Raw genomic sequence first — 16,020 nt, 5'->3', positions numbered from 1 at the left:
CTGAGGGAAGTTCAACCGGATTCCAGGGCCCAAACGGGTCGCAGCAAGGAGCGCAGAGTTTGTCCTACATCCTGGTTACCGGCGGGGCCGGCTTTATTGGTGGCAATTTCGTTCTTAACTGGCTGGCGAACCCTGACGCTGAAGGTGTCGTCAACGTCGATAAGCTGACCTATGCGGGTAATCGCAAGACGCTGGCCGCTGTAGAAGGCGATTTGCGCCACGTATTTTCGCAAATGGACATTTGTGACCGCGCAGCGCTCGACCGCTTGTTCGAGCAGTACAAGCCACGCGCAGTGGTCCACTTTGCAGCCGAAAGCCACGTGGATCGCTCCATCCACGGGCCGGGTGAATTCATCCAGACCAATATCGTCGGCACGTTCACTCTGCTTGAAGCTGTTCGTGCCTATTGGGGCGGGCTCGACGCCGAGGCCAAGGCGGAGTTCCGCCTCCTGCATGTTTCCACCGACGAGGTCTTCGGCTCGCTTGGCGCCACTGACCCGCAATTTTCGGAAACGACCCCATACGCGCCAAACAGCCCGTATTCGGCGTCCAAGGCAGCATCGGACCACCTCGTGCGTGCCTACCATCATACCTATGGGCTTCCGGTGGTGACGACCAATTGCTCGAACAATTACGGTCCCTATCATTTCCCTGAGAAGCTAATTCCTCTGATGATCACTAACGCGCTCGACGGCAAGCCGCTGCCGGTCTATGGTGACGGCCAGAACGTGCGCGATTGGCTGTATGTGGGTGACCACTGCGCAGCCATACGAGAGGTGCTCGCACGTGGGCGCCTGGGTGAGACATACAACGTGGGCGGTTGGAACGAGAAGACCAACCTCGACGTGGTCTACACCCTTTGCGATTTGCTTGACGAACTGAAGCCGAAGGCGACAGGTTCCTATCGTGATCAGATTACCTTCGTGAAGGACCGCCCAGGCCACGATCGCCGCTATGCGATTGATGCTCGCAAGCTCGAGCGTGAGCTTGGCTGGAAACCGGCCGAGACATTCGAAACAGGTCTGCGCAAGACCGTTCAGTGGTATCTGGACAACCAGGCTTGGGTGCAGGACGTTGTGTCGGGCGAATACCGGAATTGGGTTGCAAAGCAGTATGCAGCATAAGGTGCGCCCCATCCCTCGCCTGCTAGTTACCGGAAGCAACGGTCAGGTCGGCTTTGAGCTCCGGCGCAGCCTTGCGCCTTTGGGTGACGTGATTGCCCTGGACCGGGCCACGTGTGACCTTGCTCAGCCTGACACGCTGCGCAAGGTGGTACGCGAGTATTGCCCCGACGTCATCGTCAATCCCGCCGCTTACACCGCCGTCGACAAGGCCGAGACGGACGCCGAGATGGCATTCGCCGTCAACGGCACGGCAGTCGGCGCGTTGGCGGATGAAGCACGCGCCCTTGGCAGCCTCCTGGTGCACTACAGCACGGACTATGTCTTTGACGGCACCAAGGACGGCGCCTACGTCGAAACCGACCCTGTCAATCCTCAGTCGGTCTATGGCAAGAGCAAGCTTGCCGGCGAAGAGGCGATCGCGGCATCGGGCGCGACTGCGTTGGTCATGCGCACGTGCTGGGTCGCTGGGGCGCATGGCGGCAACTTTGTCAAGACCATGCTGAAGCTCGGCCGCGAGCGAGACAGCCTGCGGGTGATTGCGGACCAGTTTGGCGCTCCCACCACGGCCGCACTTATTGCAGACGTCACCGCGCAGATCGTGGCTCGGGCGTGGTTGAGCGGCGATCGCGCAGAGTTTCCGTCAGGCATGTACCACTTGGCTGCTGCGGGCGAAACCACCTGGCACAGCTATGCCACCGCCGTATTGCGTTACGCCAAGGCGCTTGGGGTCGAACTCAAGGTCGATCCAGATCGCATCGACGCCATTCCGGCAACCGCATACCCGCTGCCGGCGCCGCGCCCTGCCAATTCCCGCATGAACACGGACAAGCTCGTCGAGACATTCGGCGTACACCTGCCGGACTGGCAACAGGGCATTCATCTCCTGTTGGACCAAATCCTTTCCTGAACGACTCGCTATGCGCAAGGGCATTATCCTGGCCGGAGGCTCCGGCACTCGGCTCTACCCGATCACCCGCTCGGTTTCAAAACAACTGCTGCCGGTGTACGACAAGCCGATGATCTATTACCCGCTGTCTACGCTGATGCTTGCGGGGATTCGAGACATTCTCATCATTTCCACGCCGGAAGATACGCCGCGTTTTACTGAAATGCTGGGGGATGGAAGCAAGTGGGGACTCAACTTGCAGTACGCCGTACAGCCTTCACCGGACGGGTTGGCGCAAGCGTTCATCATTGGTCGGGATTTTGTCGGCAACGATCCTTCGACGCTCATTCTGGGCGACAACATCTTCCATGGGCACGACCTGGTGGCGCAGTTGACCCGTTCGGCCGAACAAAACCAGGGCGCTACCGTTTTCGCGTATCACGTGCACGATCCGGAGCGCTACGGCGTGGTCGAGTTCGACGAAAACTTCCGCGCACTTTCCCTCGAAGAGAAGCCTGCCAAGCCGCGCTCGCACTATGCGGTGACGGGGCTGTATTTTTACGATAACCAGGTTTGCGATATCGCGGCTGATATCAAGCCCTCGGCTCGCGGTGAACTCGAGATTACCGACGTCAACAAGCACTATCTGGCGCAAGGGCAACTCGAAGTCGAGATCATGGGGCGTGGCTATGCATGGCTCGATACCGGCACGCACGATTCCCTGCTGGAAGCGGCGACGTTTATTGCAACGCTGCAGAACCGCCAGGGGTTGATGGTGGCCTGTCCGGAAGAGATCGCGTATCGCAATCGCTGGATCAATGCCGAGCAAGTCGCTGCGTTGGCAAAGCCGCTGAGCAAGAACGGATACGGGAAGTATCTCCAGCATATTATTTCGGAAACCGTCAAATGAATCTGAACGTTATCCCTACCGCTATTCCCGAAGTTCTGATCTTGGAACCGAAGGTGTTCGGTGATGATCGCGGCTTTTTCTTCGAGAGCTTCAACGCGCGCAGCTTCGAGCAGGCGACCGGTATTAAGCGGGCGTTTGTTCAGGACAACCATTCTCGCTCTGCGCGCAATGTGCTCCGCGGCTTGCACTACCAGATTCAGCATCCGCAAGGAAAGCTCGTGCGCGTGACGGTGGGCGAGGTTTTTGATGTGGCCGTTGATGTGCGCAAGAGCTCACCGACATTTGGCAAGTGGGTAGGGGTGACGCTGTCGGCCGAGAACAAGCGGCAACTTTGGGTCCCGGAGGGTTTTGCACACGGCTTTGTCGTGACCTCGGAGTACGCCGAGTTTCTGTACAAGACAACGGACTACTGGTACGCGGAGCACGAGCGCAGCATTGTCTGGAATGATCCGGATATTGGTATTGCGTGGCCCGACGTAGGTCAACCGTTGTTATCTGGCAAGGATGCGAATGCCCCCAGATTGCAAGGGGCAGAAGTTTTTGAGTTCTAATTTCTCGTCGGCGCGTATCTTGACGTCAGCCAGCCGCTCCCCTCTATTGCTAAAGAACATAACGTTTCTGCTTCTTGCGCAAGGCAGCAATTATATTGTCCCGCTGATTACGCTACCCATACTTGTGTCGCGCCTCAAACCTGAAGGTTTCGGTGTGATCGCCTTTGCGCAGGCATTGGCTGTGTATATTCAGCTTCTTGCCGATTATGGTTTCTCCATTTCAGCTACGCGTCAGGTTGCCGTCTACGCATCCTCTCCTTCCATCGACATTCTACGTAGTTATGTTTCAACAATTCATGCCTGTAAAGGGCTACTTGTTTTTGGTATAAGCATTTTAGCGGCACCGGTGCTTTACCTTTGGTCTGGGGGCGGTGACGCATTTGCTGTTGGTGTATTAATGATGGGCAGCGCTATTGGTAATGCATTGATACCATTATGGTATTACCAGGGTATTAACAATATGAAGATTGTGGCGATTACAATGGGCGCTTCCAAGTGGGCCGGCGCTGCCGCGATCTTCCTTTTCGTGCGTGAGCCGTCAGATATGTTATTTGCGGTGTGTGCGTACTCCATCCCGCCTCTCTTTGTGGCAATTACTTGCACGTTTAGTCTTCATCGTAAAGGCGTGCTAGAGTTTGAAGCCGTGAATTTTGCACTTATGGCGCGAGAGATGCGTGTCGGCGCACCATTCTTCCTTACGTCGGCGGGTGCTGGAGTATTGGCCAATAGCAGTGTAGTTGTGCTTGGTTTATTTTCATCGACATCGATCGTAGGTATCTATGCGGCCGCAGAGAAAATTATAAAAGCCGCGGTAGGTTGCATCGCACCAATCAGTCAAAGTATTTATCCCGTCAATGCCACTCGGTTTGCTGAATCCCCTTCGAAAGGGTTGCAATCAGTGAAGCAAACCGCGCTGTGGTTGCTTTTCCCCACGGCACTCGGGACCATAACGTTGTATATGATCGCTCCATGGGGCCTGAAGCTGCTGCATTGGACGGATGCTCGTTATCTCCTGGTAATACGCTATCTATGCCCGTGGATCGTGCTCGGAGTGATAAACAATGTACTTGGTATCCAGATACTTAGCGCAATGGGAAGAGGGGGGACATATGCTCGTGCATTCTTGGTGGCAGCGCTCGGTACTCTCGCTCTCATGTTCGCACTAACTCCAACTAAGGCGGAGGTGGGTGTTATTGCAGGCATGTTGGGAGGGGAGTTGATACTGATGATGTTGTTAATATGGGCAGTTAGATTGCTGCTTCGCGAAAATTATTCCCATTAATTGAATGCGCCGACTTGAGTGGCCCGGTTAATGAAAAAATATGGGTCAGTTAATCATGATTTTATTTTTTGGTCCTTATCCCTCCCCTGAGAACGAACGCGATGGCATGGTTCAGCGTGTCGCGGCAATTGACAACCTGGTAGCCGACACTCATCGCGAGTACGTTTCAGCTTCCTATCGTCGACATTGGAAGCTTGTGTCGGAGAAACGCGGGGTTGTAACCATCCACCGCGTGAATTTCTTTCTGCACTGGTTCTTCATACTCAAACTGATAGTTGCCGCTGAGTGGGTGTACGTTCATTCGGTGTTCAATGTACTTTTTGCTTTGCCTGCGTACCTTTTGAAAAAGCAAATTGTGACGGACGTCCATGGGGTGGTGCCTGAGGAGACACGTGCTCAAGGTAAACCGGTAAGAGCTGTTATTAGGTCTATTTGTGAAAGGCTTGCAGCATATAAAAGCACTGTGCTGGTATGTGTGACGCAGCGTATGGCCGATCATTTATCTAAAAAATATCCGGGATCTTCGCAGCAGCTTATCTTGCCCATTTTTGATATGGGAATGGTGCAAGATAAATGGGGGGAGTTTGTTGCGCCTGTAAAATCAAGGGCCACGATAATTTATGCAGGAGGTTTACAAGTTTGGCAAAATATCGATTTGATGCTTTGCTTTGCAAGCGATAATCCTGAATATGAATATATATTCCTAACCCCAAATCCGGATGCTTTGCGGTTGAAAGCGGAGAATTATGGAGGGATAGATGCCGATTTTTCTACCTGCCCACACCAGCAGATTGGGGAATATTATAGACGGGTGGAGTTTGGTTTTCTGCTGCGCGATGATAATGTAATTAATAATGTCGCCTGTCCTACCAAGGCAGTAGAATATATGGCGCATGGAGTAATCCCAGTTGTATTGAATATGAATATTGGTGATTTTTCTCGGTTAGGCGCATCGTTCTTGCTGCTCGATGAAATGAGCAGCCCACCCGAGCCTGCAACCATATTTGCTATGCGCAAGGCGAATTTTGAATGCCTAAGGCGATTGACGGAGCAATATCGTAAAGGAAGTACGATGTTGATCCACTACTTGACATAGGGTTAATCCAAGGCATTGAGCCAATGCAGAACGATAAAGCGATGAGACAAAAGATAGCAGCTGTGCCGGTTCCTGGAAGGCGACGAAGGGCTCTATTTCCCACCATCGCTAGTGTTCTGTTTCTTGCCGGTCTTCTAGTTCCGCCTGCAGCGCTGCGCTTAGGTCTGCAAACCGCCGACACGGATGTTTATTTGCAGCAGTATGGCGAATATGACCTCGGCGAAGGTCTGCTGAATGGGCCTTTTGAACCAGCTTTCATGTTTCTCTCATGGGTTGGCAAAGAGCTCGGCGCTAACTCGTTCCAATATCTTTGGATTGTCGCTTTAGTGGGAGTACTGTTAAAACTCCTTGGTATTTATCGTAGCAGTCATTTTTTTTGGCTCTCAATTCTGGTTTACATTTCAAAATACTTTTTGTTACATGAGATGACCCAGATGAGGGCAGGTATAGCGACGGGTATTTTCCTGTATAGCCTCCCTATGCTCCACAGGCGTGACGGGGTGCGCTATTTTTTCTGCTCGCTAACGGCAACTGCATTTCACCAGTCTGCAATAATCTATCTATTAATTTATCCGATCTGCAAGGAAAGTAAGCGAAAAATTCTATCTTTGTCGATGGTTATCGGTATTGGGTTGATGTTCTCTCTGTTGAATGCGAATGGGATGTTGTTCGAATTTTTATCTAACTATATTCCAAAGATCCGGGCTTATTTGATTCTTTTGGCTTCTGGTGAATATGCAGATATTAATTTGTTTAACGCAGAGATCATTCTAAAAATTTTTGTGTGGTGCGTTATTCTGTCTCGGTACGATAGGTTGAGTAACCGTTATTACTTGTTTGATGTGCTTTTTAAGGTATGGACGATGTCTATAGTCCTGTATTTCGCCTTGGCGAGCGTCCCGGTTTTTGCATTTCGTGTTGGTGAGTTACTGGATGTGGTTGCTATTCCGCTTCTCCCGGCATTGATTGTTGCTTTTGATAGGGTCTGGATCGGTTTGGGAATATTTTTCTCAATGATATTATTTTGGGTTGTAAATTATTATTTTGTTCAGCCGATTTTTTTATGATTAGAAAACCCTTAATGAGATGCGGCATCGTGGTGTTGTACAACCCAGTGCAGGAAGATGTTGTCAACGTAGAACGTATCGCGGATTATTTTGACCAACTGGTTGTTGTTGATAATAGCCCGAAGTCATCTTCTGTTTGCGCCCAAGAATGGACTAAATTGGAAGCGGTGTCGATATGTAGAAATTACAATAAAGGCGGAATCGCGGGTGCATTCAATAGGGCACTGGAGAACTTAACGGATGATCCCGATTTGGTGATTTTGTTAGATCAGGATTCGCGTATCACGTTGGAATGTGTTGACCAGCTCGTACAATCAGCCGAAGAAATTGGCGATGAACCGTTTGTTCTAGGGCCTGCAGTTTTTGATGTTAATCTAGAAAAATATTCAGTTTTACTAAATCTGGAAACATGGCGTTATCGAACTAAGAGGCCGGAGGACTTGCCTCCAGGACGGCATTCCGTTTTCTCGACTATTTCATCGGGAAGCGTTATATCTCGTAAGGCTCGAAAGATTTTGGGTGGGTTTGACGAAGAACTTTTTATCGATCACGTTGATACGGAGTACGCACTGCGTGCGCGGAAGCGCGGGGTTCCCTTTTTTATAGATACACGTGCAACGTTAAAGCATGCAATAGGTCAACGAACAGAATATAAGCTTCTCGGAGTGAGCTTCCGTCCGAATAATCATAACTCGGCTCGCAGATATTATATATTCCGTAATGGATTAATTTTAGGAATCCGCTATTTTTATGCTTGCCCCGCGTTCTTCTTGCTTAATTGCGCAAGAATGATTCACGAGTTGCTTTGTGTCATACTGTACGAGGGGAAGCGTTGCAGAAAAATTGTTGCAATAATGCTAGGAGTTTGGGATGGGCTGCGTCTAAAGGTAGGCGCGTTCTCGGATCGATGGCCGAAACTTTCCAAGAAACTTTAGGGAAAAAAGAATATTCGTTTGCACTGCGTCGCGGCATTGAATACCTGGCCTGGTGGCGTAGCGTAGGCAGGATGGTGCTGAACTCTTTTCGTGCGCATGACTTGGGTAATAATAAATATAAAATAATATTTATTTTTATACTTGTTTTGGTATCGGTGGCAATTTAAAGAAGGATTTCTCGTGATGCTGCCGACGATAAGTGGTGGGGTGGCATCATGCCTCGGTGTACTAAATTTTGGCTTCCTCATGAAAGTATTAACCGTATTTGGCACTCGCCCAGAAGCGATCAAGATGGCACCCGTTGTTCACGCGCTGAAAGCGCACTCCGGGATTGAGTCTCAGGTTTGTGTGACGGCTCAGCATCGTGAGATGCTTGATCAGGTTCTGGATTTGTTCGCCATCGAGCCGGAGTTTGATCTTAATATCATGCGACCACGGCAGGACTTATTTTCGATTACGGTCGATATTTTAGGGCAACTCCGTGAGGTAATGAAGAAGGCGCAACCCGATTTTGTACTCGTTCACGGTGATACGTCGACCACGTTTGCTGCTACGTTGGCGTCGTATTACAAGAGAGTGCCCGTGGGCCATGTGGAGGCTGGCCTAAGAACCGGAAATTTATTCTCTCCATGGCCTGAAGAGGGAAATCGCAGATTGACGGGGGTTCTAGCGCAATTGCATTTTGCTCCCACAGAAAAGGCTCGCAGAAATCTGATTGAGGAGAATATTGCGGATAACAGTATTGTTGTTACAGGAAATACTGTTATTGACGCGCTGCTGGAAATTAAGGGGAGAGTCGAGAGTGATAATAATATATCCACGGACTTGTTGGCGCGATTCCCGGGCATCCGATTTGATCGGCGCCTTGTTCTCATAACCGGGCACCGGCGAGAGAATTTCGGCAAGGGCTTCGAAAAGATTTGTATGGCGATTGCCAGGCTTGCTCGGAATTATCCCCAGGTAGAATTTGTTTATCCAGTTCATCTCAACCCAAATGTGCGTGAGCCGGTTAATCGAATTCTTCTGGGTCTTTCTAATATTCATCTGATTGAACCGCTGGAGTACTTGCCATTTGTATTTCTAATGTTGAAATCTTCCCTGATTCTGACCGACTCTGGTGGAATTCAAGAGGAGGCGCCGTCATTGGGCAAGCCAGTTCTTCTGATGCGCGATACGACGGAGCGCCCTGAAGCGGTCGAGGCGGGTACAGTCAGGCTCGTCGGGAGCGATATCGATAGAATCCATAGCGAGGTGAGTTTGCTGTTGGATAATCGTGCAGAGTACGAACGTATGGCATTTGCTCACAATCCTTATGGTGATGGTGCGGCAGCAGATCGCATCGTGGCTGCGCTGGTGAAATATTGGAAAGGCGCTCAGGATTGACGAATCGACAGGCAAGCCCGCTGGATTTATCGAGTGGATATTCCGGAGTATTAGATTTTCAGGGCGTAATTAGATCGTCGTAAATTCTTCAGTGCATTGTTCGTAAATAATGATTAATATCACGGCATCGATTGTCCTCTACAACAATCCGATCGATCAGATCCGCCAATGCATCGCATCCTTGCAGGCAGACGCGCGCGTTCATGTGCTGCTGGTCGACAACTCCGAGAACAAAGGCGGCTATTTCAGTCTGGTAACGGAAGACGTTGAAGTTCTCGATGCACTGGGCAACGTGGGCTTCGGTCGGGGCCATAATCTTGGGCTTGACCGGCTGTCGGCGCTCAATTCCGAGGTTCATCTGGTGGTGAATCCTGACATCGTAGTCAAACCCGGCTGTGTCCGGGCAATGGCTGATGTACTGGCGCAGCGCAAGGATGTTGTGCTCGTCGGGCCGCGGGTTGTCTCGCCAGATGGTGCGCTTTACCGGTCGTGCAAGCTTTTGCCCACGCCATGGAACCTGTTCGCCAGGCGGTTCGTGCCGTCGCAGTTCTACGCAGCGGCGGACGCCCGCTACGAGCTTCAGTCGTTCGACTATCGCTCGGAGTTGCGCCTCCATAATCTGTCGGGAGCCTTTTTGGGGTTCCGCTCTGAAGCGTTCAAGGCACTGTGCGGCTTTGATCCTCGATATTTCATGTATCTGGAAGACGTCGATATCTGTCGTCGGGCGTCTCGTCTGGGCGCCGCGATGTTCTTGCCGCAGGCTGAGGTGGTGCACGAGCACGGGAAGGGCTCATTCCGCTCCTGGAGGCTTTTGCGCGAGCACATGCGTTCGGCGATTTTGTATTTCAACCGCTTTGGATGGTTTGTTGATGCCGAGCGGCGGCTGTTGAACAAAGAAACGCTGGCGCGTGTGAATGCAATGCGCTCTGTTGTTGGACGATAAAACTGCGGGCCCCCTATGCTTACATTATCGGTGGCTTTTCTTGTGTCGTTTGCCGTGACGCTGATGGTGATCCGGTATTCGAGCCTGCACGCTCATATCACGGCCGACTGGGATCTGGACGGCGTGCAGAAATTCCATGCTCGCCCCGTACCACGCATCGGCGGGCTCGGGATTGTGCTGGCGCTCGCGGCCGCAGCCGTAGCCGCGTGGATACGAGATCCCAAGCTCGTGGGGTATCCGTTTCTGTTGCTGGTGCTTTGCGTCATGCCCGCTTTCGTTGCGGGCTTTATCGAAGACATGACCAAGCGCGTTAGTCCCCGGGAGCGCTTGCTTGCCACCATGGCGGCAGCCTTGGCGGCGGTCTACTTCCTTAACGCCAAGATTGTTCGGATCGACGTCCATCTGATCGATATGGCGTTGGCCTTTCCCATCATCTCCATCGTAATCACCACCGTTGCGGTGGCAGGCTTGGCCAATTCCATCAACATCATCGACGGCTTTAATGGGCTGGCTTCGATGGTGGCGATGATGATGTTCGTCTCGCTCGCTTACGTCGCATTCCACGTGGGTGACACGTTGATTCTGACGATCGCGTTCGCCATGATCGGGGCGATCCTCGGGTTCTTTATCTGGAACTTTCCCGCCGGGCACATTTTTCTCGGAGACGGGGGCGCTTACATGATTGGGTTCGTGCTGGCGGAGTGCAGCATTTTGTTGGTGCTGCGCAATAGTGGCGTCTCGGCGTGGTACCCCGTACTGATGGTGATATATCCGATCTTCGAGACGCTGTTCTCCATGTATCGGCGCCGTGTATTGAAAGGGGTGCCGGCCGGCTACCCCGATGGAGTCCATCTGCACACCCTCATCTATCAGCGCGTCATGCGATGGGCCGTCGGCAGTAAGGATGAGCGGCACAGGCTGCGGCGCAATTCGATGACGTCGCCTTACCTTTGGCTGCTCAGTCTGATGGCGGTCCTGCCAGCCACGCTATGCTGGAATAACGAGTTGGCCTTGTTGGGATTTGTCGCGGTTTTCATCTTCTTTTATGTTTGGCTGTACTGGCGGATTGTTCGGTTCCAATCTCCGCGCTGGCTGATCGTCAAAAAGCACCATCGAGTGAAGAAGCACCATGAACACTAATCAGCACCTTGACGATACTCGGGAAGACTATGCAGCCATGGTAACGATGGCCCAGGTCCTGGCGTTTTTTGGCCGTCACCTGATCAAGCTCGCTTTGACCTGCTTAGTGGGTGGCGCGATTGCGATAGGCCTCGCGCTGATGCTGCCCAAGCAATGGGAGGCCAGCGCAGTGGTCCAGATTGGCCAGATTGCCAACGAGACGCCTCAATCGCCCATGACGCCCGTGGAAACCGTAGGCCGGGCGATGGAGCGGCTGCAACTGCCTCAATTCAAGGATGTGGTTCTGCAAAAACTCGGCTTACCGCTGGGGATTGGCGAGAACGCCAATACGGATCTCATCCGGCGCTCTCTAAAGGCGACGCAACTCAAGAACGCAGACCTGATTGAGGTGACGGTACGGGGCTTCTCCCAGGCAGACGCCCAGCGGTACGTAAAGGCATTCCTCGATGAGTTGACCAGCGCACATGCCGTGCTCGCGAAGCCTTCTATGGACAAGATCAACGCGAACATGGCCGAAGTGACCCGCATGATTGCCACGGAAGAGGCCAGAAAGGCTCAGCTCGCGGAGTTGGGGCGTATTCGTGAACAGGCCAGGAGAGAAACCACGTTCCCAGAGGCTGTACTGTTGGCAAGCATGTCTGCCGAGAACGACAAGCAACTCCAAGCTTTGCGCCAACGCGAAATCAACATCCGAGAACAGTTGAATCCCGAGCGCACCTTCAACACACGGCTTTTCGGGTCCATGTCTGTCAGTCGACACCACGTATTTCCAAGCGGCCTGATTTTTGCGGCGGCCGGTTTGCTGCTCGGCTTCCTTGTCGCGGTGTTCTGGGGCCTGTTCAGTGATTGTCGGCGGGGCATCCTCCGCTGCGGTGAGTAAACGTGTCCGCCGGTGGCCATGCCCCCCAACCTTTTTACGAATAACGATTGAGATTGAACCAGGGTATATGCCGACACAACTCAACCCCACCATCTTTAAAGCCTACGACATCCGCGGCATCGTCGGAAAAACCGTCGATGCTGAGACCGCACGCCTGATCGGCCGCGCCTTCGGCTCCGCAGCGCGCGCCAAGGGCGAATCCGCCGTCGTCATCGGTCGCGACGGGCGCCTGTCCGGCCCGGAACTGCTGGCGGCCTTAGCAGAAGGCCTGCGCGCAAGTGGCGTCGATGTGATCGATCTGGGCCTCGTGGCCACGCCGATGGTGTACTTCGGCACGAATATCGAGCTGGCTGGCCGTCGCGCCACGTCGGGCGTGATGGTCACGGGCAGCCACAATCCGCCGGACTACAACGGCTTCAAGATGGTGCTGGCTGGCCAGGCCATCTATGGCGACCAAATCCAGGCGCTGCGCACGCGTATCGAGCAGGGTGATTTCACTGAGGGCGCAGGCGACTACGTCCAAGTGGACATCCGCCAACAGTACATCGACCGAATCGTCTCGGACGTCAAGCTGAGCCGCCCGATGAAGATTGCCGTGGACTGCGGCAACGGCGTTGCAGGCGCTTTTGCGCCGGAGCTTTTCCGCGCGATGGGCTGTGAGGTGACGGAGCTGTTCTGCGAGGTGGATGGCCATTTCCCGAACCACCATCCGGACCCCGCCCACGTCGAGAACCTGCAGGACCTCGTGCGCACGCTGCAGACCACCGACTGCGAACTTGGCCTCGCCTTCGACGGCGATGGCGACCGCCTGGGTGTGGTGACCAAAGATGGCCAAGTCATCTTCCCCGACCGCCAGTTGATGCTCTTCGCGGAGGAAGTCCTGTCGCGCAACCCGGGCGGCGAGATCATTTTCGACGTGAAGTGCACGGGCAAGCTGGCGCCGTTCATTCGCGAGCACGGCGGCAAGGCCACGATGTGGAAGACTGGTCATTCGCTGGTCAAGGCCAAGCTGAAGGAAACCGGCGCACCACTGGCCGGTGAGATGAGCGGCCACATCTTCTTCAAGGACCGCTGGTACGGCTTTGATGACGGGCTTTACACGGGCGCGCGCCTGCTGGAGATCGTCTCGCGGCTGGCAGACTCGAGCGCTACGCTCAATGCGCTGCCGAACTCACACTGCACGCCTGAGCTGCAACTGAAGTGTGCCGAGGGAGAATCTTTCGAGTTGCTCGACAAGATCAAGGCCAACGCCACGTTTGCAGGCGCGAAGGAAGTCAATCGCATCGATGGCGTGCGCGTGGAATACGAAGATGGTTTTGGTCTGGCGCGCCCGTCCAACACCACGCCGGTGGTGGTGATGCGTTTCGAAGCCGACAACGATGCCGCGATGGCGCGCATCCAGAGCGAATTCCGCCGCGTGATCCTGGCCGAGAAGCCGGACGCGCAACTGCCGTTCTGATCGCACGGTTCGCACACATGAAGTTGGGGGAAAGGGTGACGGCATGCGTGTGCTGATCGTCAAGGTATCGTCGCTTGGCGATGTGGTGCATTGCACGCCGGTCGTGGCCGATATTCTGCGGGCCTATCCGGATGCCGAGATCGACTGGGTAGTTGAAGAAGGCTTCGCAGGGATCGTCCGCATCGTGCGGGGCGTGCAGGGCGTCATTCCGTTTGCCCTGCGGCGTTGGCGCAAGTCGCTTGGTTCCGGGAAAACGTGGGGCGAGATGGCGGCGTTCCGTCGCGCGTTGCGTGCCAAGTCGTATGACGCGGTGCTCGACACGCAGGGGCTCATCAAGACGGCGCTCATTGCCGCGCAGGCCAGGCTGGCGCCTGGTGGTTTCGTCGCGGGCCTTGGTAATCGTTCGGAAGGTGCTGGTTACGAACCGCTCGCCAAGCTGTTCTATCAGCGCAAGGTTGAGATGGAGCCGCGCGTGCACGTGGTCGAGCGCTCGCGCCGCATGGTGGCGGAGGCACTCGGTTACGCGCTGCCCGATACCATCGATTTCGGTTTGCAGCCGCCGGCCGACTTGCCGTTCAAACTGCCGCGCCCGTACGTGGCGCTGGTGCATGCGACTTCGCGTGCCGATAAGGGGTGGCCGCAGGCGGCGTGGGTTGACGTCGCGCGCGAGTTGTTGGCACGCGACTACGCCATCGCACTACCGTGGGGCAGTGAAACGGAGCGGCGCACGAGCGAATCCATCCGCGAAGCCATCGTCGCTGCAGCGCCGGGCACGGTGGGCCGTGTGGTGATTCCGCCCCGCATGTCGCTGCCCGGTGTGACTGCGTTTCTCGATCAGGCGACTGCGGTGGTAGGTGTGGACACCGGTCTTGTGCACATTGCTGCGGCGCTGTGCAAGCCGACGGTGGCGCTCTACAACTTCGCCACGTCGTGGCGCACGGGCGGTTATTGGACGCCGAACGTGCACGACCTCGGCAGCGCCGAGGCCCATCCGACCAGCGCGCAAGCGCTCGATGCGCTGCGCGCGCTGGGTGTGCTCTGATGCTGCGCGTTCTGTATCGCTGGTTGTGGCGCATCGCGCTGCCGTTTGCATTGCTGCGCCTCTGGTGGCGCGGCCGCAAGGAGCCCGGTTATCGTCAGCACGTTGGCGAGCGGCTCGGCTTCTACCCGCCGCGCCCGAATCCGGATCGTCCGTTGCTGTGGGTGCATGCCGTGTCCGTTGGTGAGACGCGCGCCGCGCAGCCGCTCATCGATGCGCTGCTTGCGCGCTTTCCCCATCACGCCGTCCTGCTGACCCACATGACACCGACGGGTCGCCGCACGGGCGCCGAATTTGCGGCACAACGCAACGGCCGGGTCATCCAGGCATATCTGCCGTACGACTTGCCGAGTGCGGTCGATTGGTTTCTGCGCCATTTCCAGCCGCGCCTTGGCTTGCTAATGGAGACCGAGATCTGGCCGGTGCTAATCGAACGCGCCTATGCCGCTGGCGTGCCGATGGTGCTCGTCAACGGGCGGCTGTCTGCGCGCAGCCACCGGCGCACCGCACGCCTTGGCGATGCAGCGCGCCAGACGTACGCGCAACTCGCTGCGGTGCTGGCTCAGACGCCCGACGATGCCGATCGCTACCGCTCCCTCGGCGTGCCGCGCGTGCGCGTCACCGGCAACCTGAAGTTCGACATCACGCCGCATGTGGACCAGATCATGGCTGGCCGCGTGCTGCATGATGCGTTGCACGGCCGCTCTGCATGGGTGGCAGCCAGCACGCGCGAGGGCGAAGAGGCCCTGCTGCTGGACGCATGGCAAGCACATCGCGCGCAGCATGTCGGGCGCCGGCATGCCTTGCTGATTCTGGTGCCGCGCCATCCCCAGCGTTTTGATGAAGTCGCTCAGGCGGCCGAACGTGCAGGCTTGCGCGTCGTGCGTCGCAGTGCATTGTCGGTGTCTGCGGCAGGCGTGGCGGATGCCGATGCCCTTGCTGATGCCGATGTCCTGCTCGGTGACTCGATGGGTGAGATGGCGCTGTATTACGCCGCCGGGGAGGTGGCGTTCATCGGCGGCAGCTTGCTTCCGCTTGGTGGGCAGAACTTGATCGAGGCCTGCGCAGTCGGCACGCCCGTGGTTATTGGCCCGCACACGTTCAACTTTGCGCAGGCGACTCGCGATGCGGTAGCCGCGGGTGCCTGCAAGCAGGTGGAAGACGCGGCGGCTGTCATGCGTGTGATTGACGCTTGGCTCTCTGATGCCGATACGCGCGAAACTGCGTCGCGCGCTGCGCTGGCCTTTGCCGCCACACACGGCGGTGCGACGGCGCGTACGGTGGAGGCTGTGGCGTCCCTGGTCTTGCCGACGCTGTAACGTAGG

Annotated in this window: 15 protein-coding genes; all 15 read left to right on the top strand. The window is 55.3% G+C overall.

Features of this window, described 5'->3' with window-relative positions; genetic code table 11:
• Window positions 1–59 precede the first annotated feature (59 nt).
• Window positions 60–1,124 (top strand): dTDP-glucose 4,6-dehydratase, encoded by a 1,065-nt coding sequence (gene rfbB / locus ACEN9T_RS21085; RefSeq protein ID WP_413706965.1) that lies wholly within the window; start codon window positions 60–62, stop codon window positions 1,122–1,124.
• The gene (gene rfbD / locus ACEN9T_RS21080) at window positions 1,114–2,031 is read left to right on the top strand and encodes a dTDP-4-dehydrorhamnose reductase (RefSeq protein ID WP_413706964.1); all 918 of its coding nucleotides are present in this window, start codon (window positions 1,114–1,116) and stop codon (window positions 2,029–2,031) included. Before rfbB ends, rfbD begins: the two co-directional genes overlap by 11 nt.
• A gap of 10 nt (window positions 2,032–2,041) precedes the next feature.
• Window positions 2,042–2,920 (top strand): glucose-1-phosphate thymidylyltransferase RfbA, encoded by an 879-nt coding sequence (gene rfbA / locus ACEN9T_RS21075; RefSeq protein ID WP_413706963.1) that lies wholly within the window; start codon window positions 2,042–2,044, stop codon window positions 2,918–2,920.
• A complete protein-coding gene (gene rfbC, locus ACEN9T_RS21070) occupies window positions 2,917–3,471 on the top strand; it encodes a dTDP-4-dehydrorhamnose 3,5-epimerase (protein ID WP_413706962.1) in 555 nt (184 codons plus the stop codon). The genes rfbA and rfbC overlap by 4 nt, the downstream gene beginning before the upstream one ends.
• A 19-nt stretch (window positions 3,472–3,490) precedes the next feature.
• The gene (locus ACEN9T_RS21065) at window positions 3,491–4,753 is read left to right on the top strand and encodes an oligosaccharide flippase family protein (protein ID WP_413706961.1); all 1,263 of its coding nucleotides are present in this window, start codon (window positions 3,491–3,493) and stop codon (window positions 4,751–4,753) included.
• A 40-nt stretch (window positions 4,754–4,793) separates the two neighbouring features.
• Entirely contained in the window at window positions 4,794–5,849 is a 1,056-nt protein-coding gene (locus ACEN9T_RS21060) for a hypothetical protein (RefSeq protein ID WP_413706960.1), read from the top strand.
• A gap of 23 nt (window positions 5,850–5,872) precedes the next feature.
• Window positions 5,873–6,916, top strand: coding sequence for an EpsG family protein (locus ACEN9T_RS21055; RefSeq protein WP_413706959.1), 1,044 nt, complete (start codon window positions 5,873–5,875; stop codon window positions 6,914–6,916).
• A 29-nt stretch (window positions 6,917–6,945) separates the two neighbouring features.
• Entirely contained in the window at window positions 6,946–7,851 is a 906-nt protein-coding gene (locus ACEN9T_RS21050) for a glycosyltransferase (protein WP_413706958.1), read from the top strand.
• A 246-nt stretch (window positions 7,852–8,097) separates the two neighbouring features.
• Window positions 8,098–9,234, top strand: coding sequence for a non-hydrolyzing UDP-N-acetylglucosamine 2-epimerase (gene wecB, locus ACEN9T_RS21045; protein WP_413706957.1), 1,137 nt, complete (start codon window positions 8,098–8,100; stop codon window positions 9,232–9,234).
• A gap of 109 nt (window positions 9,235–9,343) precedes the next feature.
• Entirely contained in the window at window positions 9,344–10,177 is an 834-nt protein-coding gene (locus ACEN9T_RS21040; protein WP_413706956.1) for a glycosyltransferase family 2 protein, read from the top strand.
• A 15-nt stretch (window positions 10,178–10,192) separates the two neighbouring features.
• Entirely contained in the window at window positions 10,193–11,317 is a 1,125-nt protein-coding gene (locus tag ACEN9T_RS21035; protein WP_413706955.1) for an MraY family glycosyltransferase, read from the top strand.
• Window positions 11,307–12,197 carry a chain-length determining protein gene (locus tag ACEN9T_RS21030; RefSeq protein WP_413706954.1) on the top strand — a complete coding sequence of 297 codons (891 nt, stop codon included), beginning with the start codon at window positions 11,307–11,309 and terminating at the stop codon, window positions 12,195–12,197. Before ACEN9T_RS21035 ends, ACEN9T_RS21030 begins: the two co-directional genes overlap by 11 nt.
• 67 nt (window positions 12,198–12,264) lie before the next feature.
• Window positions 12,265–13,656, top strand: coding sequence for a phosphomannomutase/phosphoglucomutase (locus tag ACEN9T_RS21025; RefSeq protein WP_413706953.1), 1,392 nt, complete (start codon window positions 12,265–12,267; stop codon window positions 13,654–13,656).
• A 43-nt stretch (window positions 13,657–13,699) separates the two neighbouring features.
• Window positions 13,700–14,698 carry a lipopolysaccharide heptosyltransferase I gene (gene waaC / locus ACEN9T_RS21020; protein WP_413706952.1) on the top strand — a complete coding sequence of 333 codons (999 nt, stop codon included), beginning with the start codon at window positions 13,700–13,702 and terminating at the stop codon, window positions 14,696–14,698.
• Complete coding sequence (gene waaA, locus ACEN9T_RS21015) at window positions 14,698–16,014, top strand: lipid IV(A) 3-deoxy-D-manno-octulosonic acid transferase (RefSeq protein ID WP_413706951.1); 1,317 nt, start codon at window positions 14,698–14,700, stop codon at window positions 16,012–16,014. The genes waaC and waaA overlap by 1 nt, the downstream gene beginning before the upstream one ends.
• Window positions 16,015–16,020: the final 6 nt, after the last annotated feature.

This window comes from Ralstonia sp. Ralssp110 (genome assembly GCF_047325135.1).
Lineage (GTDB): Bacteria > Pseudomonadota > Gammaproteobacteria > Burkholderiales > Burkholderiaceae > Ralstonia > Ralstonia mojiangensis.
The sequence above is the reverse complement of the archived record's forward strand: the minus strand, read 5'-3'. Positions and strand labels throughout refer to the sequence as shown.

Bases quoted from the DNA above. Each gene is read 5' to 3' on its own strand.
- wecB (WP_413706957.1), top strand. From the start codon at position 8,098: ATGAAAGTATTAACCGTATTTGGCACTCGCCCAGAAGCGATCAAGATG.
- waaA (WP_413706951.1), top strand. From the start codon at position 14,698: ATGCTGCGCGTTCTGTATCGCTGGTTGTGGCGCATCGCGCTGCCGTTT.
- ACEN9T_RS21030 (WP_413706954.1), top strand. From the start codon at position 11,307: ATGAACACTAATCAGCACCTTGACGATACTCGGGAAGACTATGCAGCC.
- ACEN9T_RS21040 (WP_413706956.1), top strand. From the start codon at position 9,344: ATGATTAATATCACGGCATCGATTGTCCTCTACAACAATCCGATCGAT.
- rfbA (WP_413706963.1), top strand. From the start codon at position 2,042: ATGCGCAAGGGCATTATCCTGGCCGGAGGCTCCGGCACTCGGCTCTAC.
- ACEN9T_RS21060 (WP_413706960.1), top strand. From the start codon at position 4,794: ATGGGTCAGTTAATCATGATTTTATTTTTTGGTCCTTATCCCTCCCCT.
- rfbD (WP_413706964.1), top strand. From the start codon at position 1,114: ATGCAGCATAAGGTGCGCCCCATCCCTCGCCTGCTAGTTACCGGAAGC.
- ACEN9T_RS21035 (WP_413706955.1), top strand. From the start codon at position 10,193: ATGCTTACATTATCGGTGGCTTTTCTTGTGTCGTTTGCCGTGACGCTG.
- ACEN9T_RS21055 (WP_413706959.1), top strand. From the start codon at position 5,873: ATGCAGAACGATAAAGCGATGAGACAAAAGATAGCAGCTGTGCCGGTT.
- waaC (WP_413706952.1), top strand. From the start codon at position 13,700: ATGCGTGTGCTGATCGTCAAGGTATCGTCGCTTGGCGATGTGGTGCAT.
- rfbC (WP_413706962.1), top strand. From the start codon at position 2,917: ATGAATCTGAACGTTATCCCTACCGCTATTCCCGAAGTTCTGATCTTG.
- ACEN9T_RS21025 (WP_413706953.1), top strand. From the start codon at position 12,265: ATGCCGACACAACTCAACCCCACCATCTTTAAAGCCTACGACATCCGC.